The 15,469-nt window shown below is 42.8% G+C and carries 11 protein-coding genes; all 11 read left to right on the forward strand.

Going from position 1 to position 15,469, the window contains the following annotated elements; translation table 11 throughout:
- Positions 1-4: 4 nt before the first annotated feature.
- A complete protein-coding gene (gene nusG, locus NRL14_RS09360; RefSeq protein ID WP_007378450.1) occupies positions 5-568 on the forward strand; it encodes a transcription termination/antitermination protein NusG in 564 nt (187 codons plus the stop codon).
- 213 nt (positions 569-781) lie between these two features.
- On the forward strand, positions 782-1,210 hold the full coding sequence (gene rplK / locus NRL14_RS09365; RefSeq protein WP_002958879.1) for a 50S ribosomal protein L11: 429 nt from the start codon (positions 782-784) through the stop codon (positions 1,208-1,210).
- A gap of 3 nt (positions 1,211-1,213) precedes the next feature.
- Entirely contained in the window at positions 1,214-1,918 is a 705-nt protein-coding gene (gene rplA / locus NRL14_RS09370) for a 50S ribosomal protein L1 (RefSeq protein ID WP_007378451.1), read from the forward strand.
- A 323-nt stretch (positions 1,919-2,241) separates the two neighbouring features.
- Positions 2,242-2,736, forward strand: a complete 495-nt coding sequence (gene rplJ, locus NRL14_RS09375) for a 50S ribosomal protein L10 (RefSeq protein ID WP_007378452.1) — start codon at positions 2,242-2,244, stop codon at positions 2,734-2,736.
- A gap of 74 nt (positions 2,737-2,810) precedes the next feature.
- Positions 2,811-3,173, forward strand: coding sequence for a 50S ribosomal protein L7/L12 (gene rplL, locus NRL14_RS09380; RefSeq protein ID WP_002958882.1), 363 nt, complete (start codon positions 2,811-2,813; stop codon positions 3,171-3,173).
- A gap of 272 nt (positions 3,174-3,445) precedes the next feature.
- Positions 3,446-7,471, forward strand: coding sequence for a DNA-directed RNA polymerase subunit beta (gene rpoB, locus NRL14_RS09385; RefSeq protein ID WP_007378453.1), 4,026 nt, complete (start codon positions 3,446-3,448; stop codon positions 7,469-7,471).
- Positions 7,472-7,575: 104 nt separating this feature from the next.
- Complete coding sequence (gene rpoC / locus NRL14_RS09390) at positions 7,576-11,751, forward strand: DNA-directed RNA polymerase subunit beta' (RefSeq protein WP_007378454.1); 4,176 nt, start codon at positions 7,576-7,578, stop codon at positions 11,749-11,751.
- A 194-nt stretch (positions 11,752-11,945) separates the two neighbouring features.
- Entirely contained in the window at positions 11,946-12,320 is a 375-nt protein-coding gene (gene rpsL, locus NRL14_RS09395) for a 30S ribosomal protein S12 (RefSeq protein WP_002958885.1), read from the forward strand.
- Between the two features lie 97 nt (positions 12,321-12,417).
- Complete coding sequence (gene rpsG / locus NRL14_RS09400) at positions 12,418-12,888, forward strand: 30S ribosomal protein S7 (protein ID WP_010555004.1); 471 nt, start codon at positions 12,418-12,420, stop codon at positions 12,886-12,888.
- Between the two features lie 27 nt (positions 12,889-12,915).
- Positions 12,916-15,030 (forward strand): elongation factor G, encoded by a 2,115-nt coding sequence (gene fusA / locus NRL14_RS09405; RefSeq protein WP_008133459.1) that lies wholly within the window; start codon positions 12,916-12,918, stop codon positions 15,028-15,030.
- Positions 15,031-15,092: 62 nt separating this feature from the next.
- Positions 15,093-15,469: GTP-binding protein (locus NRL14_RS09410; RefSeq protein WP_306724513.1), on the forward strand; the 377-nt coding region annotated here is incomplete at its 3' end.

The raw sequence follows: 15,469 nt of genomic DNA on the forward strand, positions 1-15,469 counted from the left end.
TCCCATGTCGGATGAGAACGAGAACAAAGAAATTAAATTACGTTGGTACGTAGTACAGGCTTTTTCTGGTTACGAAAAGCGTGTAGCACAAACGTTAATTGAACATATCAAAATTGAAGGTCTTGAAGCGAGCTTTGGTGAGATATTAGTACCAACTGAAGAAGTTGTTGAGATGCGTGCTGGTCAAAAGCGTAAGTCTGAGCGTAAATTCTTCCCAGGTTATGTATTAGTACAAATGGATATGAATGACGCAAGCTGGCACTTAGTGAACAGCACTGAACGCGTAATGGGCTTTATTGGTGGAACGTCTGATCGTCCTGCTCCTATCAGCCCTAAAGAAGCAGAACGCATTCTTAATCGTTTACAAGAAAATGCTGAAGCACCTAAACCTGCTACATTATTTGAACCAGGTGAAGTTGTACGCGTTACAGATGGACCATTTGCAGACTTCAGTGGTGTAGTTGAAGAAGTTGACTACGAAAAAAGCCGCGTAAAAGTATCTGTACTTATTTTTGGTCGTTCTACGCCAGTTGAGCTTGAATTTGGTCAAGTTGAACAAGATAAGTAATTGATTAAAAAAGCTTCGCCACTATTTTTTTAAATTTTGGCACGAAGCTTGAAAAAGGCCGCTGATTATCTTATAATCAGCGGCCTTTTTGTATTAAGGTAAAATTTATTTTTACTGTGCAAAAAGTACGAAACCAATTTTTAAACTGGGAAGCCGTTAGAGTACGCGTCCTCGCGCGCACAAGGCTGAGACCCACCAAATGAGGTATTTATAATGGCTAAAAAAGTTGAAGCTCTAATCAAGCTACAAGTTGCCGCTGGTATGGCTAATCCTAGTCCTCCAGTAGGTCCTGCACTAGGTCAACACGGTGTAAACATCATGGAATTCTGTAAAGCGTTTAACGCACGTACAGAGTCTATCGAAAAAGGCGCTCCAGTTCCTGTAGTGATCTCTGTTTACGGTGACCGTTCATTTACGTTCGACATGAAAACGCCACCTGCTGCTTACTTACTTAAGAAAGCTGCTGGTATCAAGTCAGGCTCAGGCCGTCCTAACACTGATAAAGTAGGCACAGTAACTCGTGCTCAACTTGAAGAGATCGTTGAGACAAAACGAACTGACCTTACAGCTGCCGATATGGACGCAGCGGTTCGCACTATCGCAGGTTCTGCGCGTGCGATGGGCTTGAACGTAGAGGACTAAGAAATGGCTAAATTAACTAAACGTATGCGTACTATCCGCGAAAAAGTGGAAGTAACTAAAGATTACGAAATCAATGAAGCAGTTGCTCTTTTAAAAGAGTTAGCGACAGCTAAATTCGTAGAAAGTGTTGACGTTGCCGTTAACCTTGGTATCGATGCTCGTAAATCTGATCAAAACGTTCGTGGTGCTACTGTACTACCTAACGGTACTGGTCGCGACGTTCGTGTTGCTGTATTCACACAAGGCGCTAACGCAGAAGCTGCGAAAGAAGCTGGTGCTGAATTAGTAGGCATGGAAGATCTTGCTGAGCTAGTTAAAAAAGGCGAGATGAACTTTGACGTTGTTGTTGCATCACCAGACGCTATGCGTGTTGTTGGTCAACTAGGTCAAATCTTAGGCCCACGTGGTCTAATGCCAAACCCTAAAACTGGTACTGTAACGCCTAACGTTGCAGAAGCAGTTAAAAATGCTAAAGCTGGTCAAGTACGTTACCGTAATGACAAGAATGGTATCATCCATACTACTATTGGTAAGGTTGATTTCACAGCTGAGCAACTTCAACAAAACCTTGAGTCACTAATTGTTGCACTTAAGAAGGCTAAGCCTTCTCAAGCTAAAGGTGTTTACTTGAAAAAAGTAACTATCTCTACAACAATGGGCGCAGGTGTTTCTGTTGACCAAAGCACTTTAACTACAACTGTAGCTTAATTTAGTGTTTACATGGTGTGAAATTTGTACTATAATTTCGCGCCATTTTGTTGATTAATTTATTAGTCGGCAAAGTAAAGAATTCGGGTTGAAGTCCATAATTTCGTTAAGTCTTAGGGTTTAACGATAAATTGGGCTTCCGTCCAAGACCGTAGGTGGCTTCGGCCTTAATATTCACCTACGTAGACGGTGTAGACCCCAGATAGATTTTTCCTAATCCTTCTGGCTCTCGCCGTAAAAAGCATCTCTACTTTGTTTGGTAGGGAAGAGTAAAACAGGGGAATCCGATAATCGGTATCCCCATTAAACCAGGAGTAACACCCATGGCTTTAAATCTTCAAGGCAAAAAAGCAATAGTTGCTGAAGTCAACGAAGCAGCCAATGGTGCTCTATCTGCAGTTGTTGCAGATTCTCGTGGTGTAACAGTTGGCGCAATTACTGCCCTTCGTAAAGAAGCTCGTGCAAACGGTGTTTGGATGAAAGTTGTCCGTAACACTTTAGCAAAACGTGCTCTTGAAGGAACAGATTTTGAGTGTCTTTCTGATTCATTTGTTGGTCCAAGCTTAATCGCTTTCTCATCAGAGCACCCAGGTGCTGCTGCGCGTATCTTTTCAGATTTCGCGAAAAAGAATGAGAAATTCGAGATAAAAACGGCCGCTTTTGAAGGAAATGTTGTTAATGCAGCAATGCTTGCTACATTACCTACATACGATGAAGCTGTTGCACGCTTAATGAGTGCTATGAAAGAAGCGTCTGCTGGCAAATTGTGTAAAACAATTGAAGCAGTACGTCTACAGAAAGAAGAGCAAGCTGCTTAATTTTAAGCTGTTTAATCACTTTCGGTGTAAAATTTATTTGGACGTAATGTCCGTTAATTATTAGGAAATTTGTAATGTCTGTATCTAAAGACCAAATCCTTGACGCAATTGCTGAAATGTCAGTAATGGACGTTGTTGCTCTTATCGAAGCAATGGAAGAAAAATTCGGCGTAACTGCTGCAGCTGCAATGGTAGCTGGTCCAGCTGCTGAAGCTGCTGAAGAGAAAACAGAATTTGACGTAATCCTTACTGGCGCTGGCGCTAACAAGGTTTCTGCAATCAAAGCTGTTCGTAGCGCAACTGGCCTTGGCCTTAAAGAAGCGAAAGCTCTTGTTGAAGCTGCTCCTACACCTGTTAAAGAAGGTGTATCTAAAGAAGAAGCTGAAGCACTTGCAAAAGATCTTACTGAAGCTGGTGCTGAAGTTGAGGTTAAGTAATTTAGCTTTTGCTAAGTTCGCTGCCTGAGAAATCAGGCAAGGGCTGGTGATTATTTAATCACCGGCCTTTTTGCGCTATAGAGTGATCCACTCTTTTAGTTCAAATAAAATCTGATTTTTTCTTTACTTTCAACGCTTTATAGTTTGCTAGTGTTAAAGTGGGATCTAATTAGAACAACAGTTAAATGTTGTAAAAATCTTGGCATAGCTGCCAGTTAAGTCTGTTCTTACAAGAACAGGTCGGGTCAAAGATCAGCAAGCTGAGGAACCCCATGGCTTACTCTTATTCTGAAAAGAAACGTATCCGTAAGGATTTTGGTAAACGTCCACAAGTTTTGGATATACCTTTTTTACTGTCTACACAGTTAGAATCGTTTAAAAAATTCTTAGTGCCGGACGCTGATGGCGATCATGGTTTGGAAGCTGCCTTCCGTTCTGTGTTCCCTATTAAAAGCTACTCGGGAAATTCTGAGCTTCAATACGTAAGTTATCGTATTGGTGAGCCAGTTTTCGATGTAAAAGAATGTCAAATTCGCGGTGTGACTTATTCTGCTCCACTTCGCGTGAAACTGCGTCTTGTTGTTATGGACAAAGAAGCTCCAGGCACAGTTAAAGACATTAAAGAGCAAGAAGTTTACATGGGCGAAATTCCGCTCATGACCGATACCGGTACCTTTGTAATCAATGGTACAGAGCGTGTTATCGTTTCTCAGCTACACCGTAGCCCTGGTGTATTCTTTGATAACGACCGCGGTAAAACTCATTCATCAGGTAAAGTATTATATAACGCACGCGTTATTCCTTACCGTGGTTCATGGTTAGACTTCGAATTTGATGCAAAAGATAACTTATATGTACGTATTGACCGTCGTCGTAAATTACCGGCGTCTATCATTCTACGTGCACTTGAGTACTCTAGTGAAGAAATCCTAGAAATCTTCTTCGACAACACGACGTTTGAAGTAGCTGACGGTAAAGTTCTTATGGAACTTGTGCCTTCGCGTTTACGTGGTGAAACTGCCGCTTTTGATATCAAGAGCGAAGACGGTGAAGTATTTGTTGAAAGCGGTCGTCGTGTTACGGCTCGCCACATCAAGAGCATCGAGAAGAAAGGCATTAACCGCCTAGAAGTACCTCATGAGTACATTATTGGCCGTATTATAGCTAAAAACTACGTTGACGAGTCAACGGGTGAAGTTATAGCAAGCGCGAATGATGAACTAACTCTTGAGCTAATGGCTGAATTAGTTAAAGCTGGTTACACTAAAATTGATACGTTATATATCAATGAAGTGGACAGCGGTGCTTACATGTCAAATACATTGAATATTGACTCTTCAAGCAGCCGTTTAGAAGCACTAGTAGAAATTTATCGCATGATGCGCCCAGGCGAGCCACCGACGAAAGACGCGGCTGAAGCCTTATTCCAGAACTTATTCTTCTCTGAAGAACGTTATGACTTATCTACTGTAGGTCGTATGAAGTTCAATAGCCGTGTTGGTTACGATACAGACACAGGCCCAGGCACATTAAGCAAAGAAGACATCGTGTCTGTTATGAAAGTATTAATTGCTATTCGTAACGGTCAAGGCGATGTTGATGATATCGATCACTTAGGCAACCGTCGTATACGTAGTGTTGGCGAAATGGCTGAAAACCAATTCCGTGTTGGTCTAGTACGTGTAGAGCGTGCTGTACGTGAGCGTTTAAGCTTAGGTGACCTTGACGCAATAATGCCACAAGATCTTATTAACGCTAAGCCTATTTCGGCTGCTGTTAAAGAGTTCTTCGGCTCGTCTCAGTTATCACAGTTTATGGACCAAAATAACCCACTATCAGAAGTTACGCACAAACGTCGTATTTCTGCATTAGGTCCGGGCGGTCTAACTCGTGAACGTGCAGGCTTTGAAGTACGTGACGTTCACGTAACTCACTATGGTCGCGTATGTCCAATCGAGACTCCTGAGGGTCCAAACATCGGTCTAATTAACTCATTGTCTACGTACGCACGTACAAATGACTACGGTTTCTTAGAAACACCTTACCGTAAAGTGGTAGACGGTGTTGTAACTGATGAAGTTGATTACCTATCAGCCATTGAAGAAGGTCAGTTTGTTATCGCACAGGCGAATTCAAACTTAACTGAAACCAATGAGTTTGTAGATGAACTTATTCCATGTCGTCACAAAGGTGAATCTACCTTTATGGGTCGTATGGATCAGCAATATATGGATGTATCACCACAACAGGTGATCTCTGTAGCGGCAGCACTTATCCCGTTCCTAGAACACGATGATGCTAACCGTGCATTGATGGGTTCAAACATGCAACGTCAAGCAGTACCAACATTGAAAGCGGATAAGCCGTTAGTAGGTACAGGTATTGAGTTAACACTAGCGAAAGATTCTGGTGTTACTATCGTTGCAAAACGTGGTGGTGAAGTAATGTATGCTGACGCAAGTCGCATCGTTGTAAACGTACATGAAGAAGAACGCGTTCCTGGCGAAGCGGGCATCGACATTTACAACTTAACCAAATACACACGTTCTAACCAAAATACATGTATTAACCAAAAACCAACTTGTATGGTTGGCGAACCGGTTACTCGTGGTGACGTGTTAGCAGATGGTCCTTCGACTGACTTAGGTGACTTAGCCCTTGGTCAAAACCTTCGCGTGGCATTCATGCCATGGAATGGTTATAACTTCGAGGATTCAATCTTACTATCAGAGCGCGTTGTTGAAGAAGATCGTCTAACGACTATCCATATTCAAGAACTACAGTGTGTTGCCCGTGATACTAAATTAGGTCCTGAAGAGATCACCGCAGATATCCCGAACGTGGGTGAATCTGCACTAGGCAAGCTTGATGAATCAGGTGTTGTTTATATTGGTGCTGAAGTTAAAGGCGGCGATATTCTAGTAGGTAAAGTGACTCCTAAAGGCGAGACACAGCTGACACCTGAAGAGAAGCTTCTACGAGCTATCTTCGGCGAAAAAGCGTCTGACGTTAAAGACAGCTCTTTACGTGTACCAAATTCTGTAACTGGTACTGTAATTGACGTACAAGTCTTCACCCGTGATGGTGTTGAAAAAGACAAACGTGCGTTAGAAGTTGAAGATATGCAGCTTCGCGAAGCGAAGAAAGACTTCAACGAAGAGTTCCGTATTTTAGAAGCTGGCGTTTTAGGACGTGCTCGCAAGTTACTTGTTGATGCAGGCTTCGAAGAAGACAAACTAACGTCACTGAATGCTGAAAAACTACTTACTCAAAGCCTTGCACAAGAAGACAAGCAGGCTGAACTTGAGCAACTAGCTGCACAGTACGATGAGCTTAAAGCTGAATACGATAAAAAGTTTGAAAATAAACGTCGTAAAATTACCCAAGGTGATGACTTAGCGCCAGGCGTACTTAAGATTGTTAAAGTATACCTTGCTGTTAAACGTCGTATTCAACCTGGTGATAAAATGGCGGGTCGTCATGGTAACAAAGGTGTTATCTCGACTATCGTACCAGTAGAAGATATGCCTTACGATGATAAAGGTCGTACGGTAGATATCGTATTGAATCCACTAGGTGTACCATCACGTATGAACATCGGTCAGATCCTTGAAACACATATGGGTCTAGCTGCACGTGGTATCGGTGAACGTATTGAAGAAATGATGAAAGAGCAACGTGAGCTTCATGAGCTACGTGAATTCATCAAGCAAGCATACGAAATTGGTGAATCTCGCCAAGTAGTAGATATTGCTAGCTTCACTGATGACGAAATTCGTCGTCTAGCTGAAAACTTAAAAGGTGGTTTACCAATTGCTACTCCTGCATTTGATGGCGCGAAAGAAAGCGAAATCAAAGACATGCTTGAGCTTGGTGGATATCCTCGAAGTGGTCAGGTTACACTTTATGATGGCCGTACTGGCGATCAGTTTGAACGTCAAGTAACTGTAGGTTACATGTACATGCTTAAACTTAACCACTTGGTTGATGATAAGATGCACGCACGTTCTACTGGTTCTTACAGCCTTGTTACTCAGCAGCCGCTGGGTGGTAAAGCACAGTTCGGTGGCCAGCGTTTTGGTGAGATGGAAGTATGGGCACTTGAAGCTTACGGTGCTGCTTACACTCTACAAGAAATGCTAACAGTGAAATCGGATGACGTGAACGGTCGTACTAAGATGTATAAAAACATCGTTGATGGTAACCATAAAATGGAACCAGGTATGCCAGAATCGTTCAACGTATTGTTGAAAGAAATCCGCTCACTGGGTATCAACATCGAGTTGGAAGAAAATTAAGCCAATTAGGTGCTGCAGTTAACGCTGCAGCATCTGTTACGGCTGAATAGAATGTAGGGACGAGATTACCCGTCCTCAAGATTAACTCCGACAGGAGAGCTAAGGTGAAAGACTTACTTAAGTTTCTGAAGCAACAAAATAAGACCGAAGAATTCGATGCAATTCGCATTGGTCTTGCTTCACCAGACATGGTTCGTTCATGGTCATACGGTGAAGTAAAGAAACCTGAGACTATTAACTACCGTACTTTCAAGCCTGAGCGCGATGGCTTATTCTGTGCCCGTATTTTCGGCCCAGTGAAAGATTATGAGTGTTTATGTGGTAAATATAAACGCCTTAAACACCGTGGTGTGATCTGTGAGAAGTGTGGCGTTGAAGTTACACTAACTAAAGTGCGACGCGATCGTATGGGTCATATTGACCTTGCGAGCCCAGTTGCACATATATGGTTTTTAAAATCATTACCGTCACGTATTGGCTTAATGCTTGATATGACGCTTCGTGATATTGAACGTGTTCTTTACTTCGAATCATTCGTAGTGACTGAACCTGGTATGACAACGCTTGAGCGTGGTCAACTATTAGGTGAAGAAGAATACCTAGATGCACTAGAAGAGCACGGTGATGAGTTTGAAGCGAAGATGGGTGCTGAAGCAGTTTTAGACTTGCTTCGTGAACTTGATCTTGCTCAATTAATTGCTGAGATGCGTGAAGAGTTACCAACAATTAACTCTGAAACTAAGCGTAAAAAAATCACTAAACGTCTTAAGTTAATGGAATCGTTCCACCAATCAGGTAATAACCCTGAGTGGATGATCATGACAGTACTTCCAGTATTGCCACCTGATCTACGTCCATTAGTACCATTAGACGGTGGTCGTTTTGCGACATCTGATCTAAATGACCTTTACCGTCGTGTTATTAACCGTAATAACCGTCTTAAACGTCTACTAGATTTAGCTGCACCAGACATTATTGTACGCAACGAAAAACGTATGTTACAAGAAGCGGTAGATGCGCTACTTGATAACGGTCGTCGTGGTCGTGCAATTACAGGTTCTAACAAACGTCCTCTTAAATCTCTTGCTGATATGATCAAGGGTAAGCAAGGTCGTTTCCGTCAGAACTTACTTGGTAAGCGTGTAGATTATTCAGGCCGTTCTGTAATTACAGTAGGTCCTACACTTAAGCTTCACCAATGTGGTCTTCCTAAGAAGATGGCACTTGAGCTATTCAAACCATTCATCTATGGCAAATTAGAACGTCGCGGCATGGCTACGACGATCAAAGCAGCTAAGAAAATGGTAGAACGTGAAGTTCCGGAAGTATGGGATGTACTTGACGAAGTAATTCGTGAACATCCGGTATTACTTAACCGTGCACCAACACTTCACCGTTTGGGTATCCAAGCGTTTGAGCCTGTGCTTATCGAAGGTAAAGCGATTCATTTGCATCCATTAGTATGTGCGGCGTACAACGCCGATTTCGATGGTGACCAAATGGCGGTACACGTACCGTTAACAATCGAAGCGCAGCTTGAAGCTCGTGCATTGATGATGTCAACAAACAACATTCTATCTCCTGCGAATGGTGAGCCAATCATCGTTCCTTCACAGGATGTTGTATTGGGTCTTTACTACATGACCCGTGACCGCATTAACGCTAAAGGCGAAGGCGCGATATTTAAAGATCCAAAAGAAGCAGAAAAAGCATACCGCAGTGGCAATGCAGACCTTCACGCAATCGTGAAAGTACGTATTAGCCAATCAGTTAAAAACGAAGATGGTGTAGTAGAAGATACTATTACTGTTATCGATACAACTGTCGGTCGTGCAATTTTGTCTCTAATTTTACCAACTGGTATGCCGTTTGCGTCAATCAATCAGCCGCTTGGTAAAAAGCAGATTTCTAGCTTATTGAATGAGTGTTACCGTCGTCTAGGCCTTAAAGACACTGTTGTGTTTGCTGACCAAGTTATGTACACCGGTTTCCATTATGCAATGAAGTCAGGTGTTTCTATCGGTATTGATGACTTAGTTATCCCACCGGTTAAAGCACAGATAATTGAATCAGCTGAAGCTGAAGTTACTGAAATCAACCAACAATTCCAATCAGGTCTTGTAACGGCTGGTGAAAAGTACAACAAAGTTATCGATATCTGGTCACGTGTAAACGAAAACTTATCACGTGAAATGATGTCTAACTTGTCGAAAGACACGGTTATCAATGCAAAGGGTGAAGAAGTAGAGCAACCGTCATTTAACTCAGTGTTTATGATGGCCGACTCAGGTGCTCGTGGTAGTGCTGCACAGATTCGTCAGTTGGCGGGTATGCGTGGTCTAATGGCACGTCCAGATGGTTCAATCATCGAGACGCCAATCACAGCTAACTTCCGTGAAGGTCTAAACGTACTTCAGTACTTCATCTCAACGCATGGTGCGCGTAAAGGTCTTGCCGATACAGCACTTAAAACAGCAAACTCGGGTTACCTAACGCGTCGTCTAGTAGACGTTGCACAAGATTTGGTAATCAATGAAGATGACTGTGGCACAGAAGATGGCTTAACAATGAAACCGCTTATTGAAGGTGGTGATGTTGTAGAAGCACTTCGCGAACGTGTTTTAGGTCGTGTTGTTGCTGAAGATATTGTGATTCCGGGTACTAATACAGTACTTGTTGAGCGTAATGTCATGCTTGACGAAAAACTGTGTGATCTTTTAGAAGAACATTCAGTAGATGAAGTTCGCGTACGCTCTGTTATCACTTGTGATAATGACTTTGGTGTTTGTGCTAACTGTTACGGTCGTGACCTAGCACGTGGTCATATCATCAACGCTGGTGAATCAGTAGGTGTTATCGCAGCACAGTCAATCGGTGAGCCAGGTACACAGCTTACGATGCGTACCTTCCACATCGGTGGTGCAGCATCTAGAGCGTCTGCAGAAAATAATGTACAAGTTAAAACTAACGGTACGTTAAAACTGCATAACTCTAAATATGTATTAAATACAGACGATAAGATTGTTATTACTTCGCGTTCAACGGAAATTACTATCATCGATAGCCATGGCCGTGAGAAAGAGCGTTATAAAGTACCTTACGGTGCGGTATTAACTGTTAAAGATAATGCAGAAGTTCAAGGTAACGACATCGTTGCTACTTGGGACCCGCATAGTCACCCAATCGTTCTTGAGCATAAATCAAAAGTATCGTTCAGCGATATTGATGACTCAAATACTGAAGCACAGACTGATGAACTAACTGGTTTAACCCGTGTAGTTGTTAAAGACCTTGCTAAAGTAAATACGAAAGAACCAAAGCTTATCATCGAAAGTGAAGAGCGCGGCTTGCAAGAAACACGTCTTCCTTCATTCACAACGATTGAAGTAATTGACGGCGTTACAGCAAACCCAGGTGACGTGTTAGCACGTATTCCGCAAGAAGGTTCGAAAACTCGTGATATCACGGGTGGTCTACCACGCGTAGCCGACTTATTTGAAGCTCGTAAGCCAAAAGATCCAGCTATATTAGCTGAAGTAACTGGTACAATTAGCTTCGGTAAAGAGACTAAAGGTAAGAAGCGTTTAGTTATTACTCCACCAGAAGGTGATCATTACGAAGAAATGATTCACAAGTGGCGTCAACTTAACGTGTTTGAAGGTGAGCAAGTGTCTAAAGGTGAAGTTATCGCCGATGGTCCTGAATCACCACATGACATCTTACGCTTACGTGGTGTGACTCATGTTGCTAACTACATCGTTAACGAAGTGCAAGAGGTTTACCGTTTGCAAGGCGTTAAGATCAATGACAAGCACATTGAAACAATTATCCGTCAAATGTTACGTAAATGTACCATTATACACGGTGGTGATACTGACTTCTTAGCTGGTGAACAAATCGAAGTGGCGCGCGTTAATATCGCAAACCGTGACCTTGAAAAACAAGGTAAGATCCCAGCTAAGTTTGAAATCCAATTAATGGGTATCACAAAAGCATCACTAGCAACAGAATCTTTCATCTCTGCAGCGTCTTTCCAAGAGACAACACGTGTTCTTACAGATGCGGCAGTGAATGGTAAGAGCGATGAGCTTCGCGGTCTTAAAGAAAACGTAATTGTGGGTCGTTTGATCCCAGCCGGTACCGGTTTTGCGTATCATCAAGAACGTATGGCTCGCCGTAAACAAAGCAAAGTAGTCGTAGAAGAGCAAACAGTAAGTGCAGAAGAGGCAACTCAAGCACTTACAGACGCTCTAAATGCTGATTTGTCTGGAAATCAATAAACTGTTCTTAATCAATAGATTAAGTAATCGTAAGGCAGTTATATGCTGTCTTGCGATTAGTTTAGGTTGACAGGTTAAACTTTGCTCATTAAAATTCCGCCACCCATTTACTTGTGTGCTTAATGCAGGCTCGTAAATAAAGGGCGGATTTTTTATTTTTTTCAGTAGTAATTTTAATTTCAGGAGCTATTTAAATGGCAACTATTAACCAGCTAGTGCGTAAGCCACGCCGTAGCAAGGTTACGAAAAGTAACTCAGCTGCACTAAAAGCGTGTCCGCAAAAGCGCGGTGTATGTACTCGCGTATATACAACTACACCTAAGAAACCAAACTCGGCGTTACGTAAAGTAGCACGTGTACGTTTAACTAACGGTTTCGAAGTAACTTCATACATTGGCGGTGAAGGTCATAACCTTCAAGAGCATAGTGTAATCCTAATCCGTGGTGGTCGTGTTAAAGATTTACCAGGTGTGCGTTTTCACACTGTTCGTGGTGCACTTGACTGTGCAGGCGTTAGCGATCGTCGTCAAGCTCGTTCTAAATACGGTGCAAAACGCCCTAAAGGGTAATTGTATTCCGTTAGTAAGGCCAAGCACTAAATATTTATAATTATTGTTTTGGGTGATTGACTCGAAAGAGCAAACCTGAATAAACCGGAGATACAAAATGCCTAGAAGACGCGTAATCGGTCAACGTAAAATTCTTCCAGATCCTAAGTTCGGATCGGAACTTCTTGCTAAATTCGTTAACATCGTGATGTTAGACGGCAAGAAATCTACTGCTGAAAAAATTGTTTATGGTGCGCTAGACGTGGCTGCTGAGAAATCAGGCAAGTCGCACCTAGAAATCTTTGAAACTGCACTTGATAACATCCGCCCACAGGTAGAGGTTAAATCTCGCCGTGTTGGTGGTTCAACTTATCAAGTACCAGTTGAAGTACGTCCAGTTCGTCGTAACGCATTAGGTATGCGTTGGTTAGTAGACGCTGCACGTAAGCGTGGCGAAAAATCTATGGGCTTACGTTTAGCTCAAGAAATCGTTGACGCTTCTGATAATAAAGGCACTGCGGTTAAGAAACGTGAAGACGTTCACCGTATGGCTGAAGCGAATAAAGCATTCGCTCATTACCGTTGGTAATCTGTCTTTAACCTTTAAGAGGATCATATGGCACGTACAACTCCACTTGAGCGCTATCGTAATATAGGTATTGTTGCTCACGTAGATGCAGGCAAAACCACCACAACAGAACGTGTTCTGTTCTACACGGGTCTTTCTCATAAGATCGGTGAAGTACATGATGGCGCTGCAACTATGGATTGGATGGAGCAGGAACAAGAGCGTGGTATCACAATCACTTCTGCTGCAACAACGTGTTTTTGGAAAGGGATGGATGCTCAATTTGACGCCCATCGTATCAATATTATTGATACTCCAGGACACGTAGATTTCACTATCGAAGTAGAGCGTTCTTTACGCGTACTAGATGGTGCGGTAGTTGTTCTTTGTGCTTCGTCTGGTGTACAGCCGCAAACTGAGACAGTTTGGCGTCAAGCGAACAAATACGAAGTTCCGAGAATGATCTTCGTAAATAAAATGGATCGCACGGGCGCTGACTTCTTAGCTGTGGTTAGCCAGGTGAAATCTCGTCTTGGAGCAACGCCTGTTCCAATTCAGTTGCCTGTAGGCGCTGAGGACGACTTTAAAGGTGTTATTGACCTTATAAAAATGAAAGTGATTAACTGGAACGAAGCGGACCAGGGTATGACTTTCTCTTATGAGGCAATACCGGCAGAGCTTCTGGAATTGGCTGAAGAATGGCGCTCTCATTTAGTTGAAAGCGCTGCTGAAGCCTCAGAAGAACTAATGGATAAATACTTAGAAGGTGAAGAGTTAAGTGAAGCAGAAATTAAAAATGCTTTACGTCAACGAACATTAGCTAATGAGATTGTTCCAGTTACTTGTGGTAGCGCATTTAAAAACAAAGGCGTTCAAGCTGTGCTTGATGGCGTTGTTGAATATATGCCGTCACCAGAACAAGTGAAACAAATCCAAGGTATCTTAGAAAATGGTACTGAGGAAGAACGTCCGGCTAATGATAAAGCGCCGTTTGCTGCACTCGCTTTTAAGATTGCAACAGACCCGTTTGTTGGGACCTTGACCTTTTTCCGTGTTTACTCTGGTACTGTTAAACAGGGTGACACGGTATATAATCCAGTAAAAAGTAAGCGTGAGCGACTTGGCCGTATCGTACAGATGCATTCAAACTCTCGTGAAGAGATCAAAGAAGTTTTCGCAGGCGACATCGCGGCAGCTATTGGTCTTAAAGACGTAACAACAGGTGAAACACTGTGTGATCCGAATTCTATTATTACGCTTGAGCGTATGGAATTCCCTGAACCAGTAATCTCTATTGCGGTTGAGCCTCGCACTATAGCTGACCAAGATAAGATGGGTATCGCGCTAGGAAAACTAGCTGCTGAAGACCCTTCTTTTCGCGTACAAACTGACGAAGAATCAGGCCAGGTTATAATCTCTGGCATGGGTGAACTTCACCTAGATATCATCGTCGACCGTATGAAACGTGAATTCAGTGTTGAATGTAACGTTGGTAAGCCGCAGGTCTCATACCGAGAAGCTATTCGTTCAACTGTTAAAGTTGAAGGGAAGTTTATACGTCAGTCAGGTGGTCGTGGCCAATATGGACACGTTTGGATTAAACTTGAACCGATGGATATTACGGATGATGAGTCACCAATTTACGAGTTCGTTAACGAAACCGTAGGTGGTTCTGTTCCTAAAGAGTTCGTCCCTGCGGTAGACAAAGGTATCCAAGAGCAAATGTCTCAAGGTGTACTGGCAGGCTACCCATTACTTGGCGTTAAAGCGACTTTATATGATGGTTCATTCCATGATGTAGATTCGAATGAAATGGCATTTAAAATAGCAGGTTCATTGGCAATGAGAGATGGGGCGCTTAAAGCTAACCCTGTACTTTTAGAGCCAGTAATGAAGGTTGAAGTACTCACTCCTGATTCAAATATGGGTGATGTAGTTGGCGACTTAAACCGTCGTCGCGGCATAATCGAAGGCATGGAAGATGCATTAGGTGGGCTTAAGCAAATTAATGCGCAAGTTCCTCTTTCTGAAATGTTTGGTTATGCGACTGCTTTACGATCTGCAACTCAGGGCCGTGCCTCATACTCTATGGAGTTTGTGAAGTACGCTGAAGCCTCTAAAAATGTTGCAGATACAATAATTTCAGCTCGCGCTGTTATATAATTTTAGCTTGTCTGGCTCAATAGTGAGTCAGGCTTTAATTTCTTTATTAGGAATTTTTTAAGATGGCAAAAGAAAAGTTTGAACGCGTAAAACCGCACGTAAACGTTGGTACAATCGGCCACGTTGACCACGGTAAAACTACACTAACTGCAGCAATCACTAACGTACTTGCAAAAGTATACGGCGGTGTTGCTAAAGATTTCGCATCAATCGACAACGCTCCTGAAGAGCGCGAACGTGGTATCACTATTTCAACGTCTCACGTTGAATACGATACTCCTTCACGTCACTACGCACACGTAGATTGTCCTGGTCACGCCGATTATGTTAAAAACATGATCACTGGTGCTGCTCAAATGGACGGCGCGATCTTAGTAGTTGCTGCGACAGATGGCCCTATGCCACAAACACGTGAGCACATCCTTCTTTCTCGTCAAGT

The sequence above is a fragment of the Pseudoalteromonas sp. 20-92 genome (assembly GCF_030847595.1).
Taxonomy (GTDB): domain Bacteria; phylum Pseudomonadota; class Gammaproteobacteria; order Enterobacterales; family Alteromonadaceae; genus Pseudoalteromonas; species Pseudoalteromonas fuliginea.

Excerpts from the sequence above, each read along its gene's own strand:
- nusG (WP_007378450.1), top strand. The coding sequence starts at position 5 with ATGTCGGATGAGAACGAGAACAAAGAAATTAAATTACGTTGGTACGTA.
- rpsG (WP_010555004.1), top strand. The coding sequence starts at position 12,418 with ATGCCTAGAAGACGCGTAATCGGTCAACGTAAAATTCTTCCAGATCCT.
- rplJ (WP_007378452.1), top strand. The coding sequence starts at position 2,242 with ATGGCTTTAAATCTTCAAGGCAAAAAAGCAATAGTTGCTGAAGTCAAC.
- rplK (WP_002958879.1), top strand. The coding sequence starts at position 782 with ATGGCTAAAAAAGTTGAAGCTCTAATCAAGCTACAAGTTGCCGCTGGT.
- fusA (WP_008133459.1), top strand. The coding sequence starts at position 12,916 with ATGGCACGTACAACTCCACTTGAGCGCTATCGTAATATAGGTATTGTT.
- rplL (WP_002958882.1), top strand. The coding sequence starts at position 2,811 with ATGTCTGTATCTAAAGACCAAATCCTTGACGCAATTGCTGAAATGTCA.
- rpsL (WP_002958885.1), top strand. The coding sequence starts at position 11,946 with ATGGCAACTATTAACCAGCTAGTGCGTAAGCCACGCCGTAGCAAGGTT.
- rpoB (WP_007378453.1), top strand. The coding sequence starts at position 3,446 with ATGGCTTACTCTTATTCTGAAAAGAAACGTATCCGTAAGGATTTTGGT.
- rplA (WP_007378451.1), top strand. The coding sequence starts at position 1,214 with ATGGCTAAATTAACTAAACGTATGCGTACTATCCGCGAAAAAGTGGAA.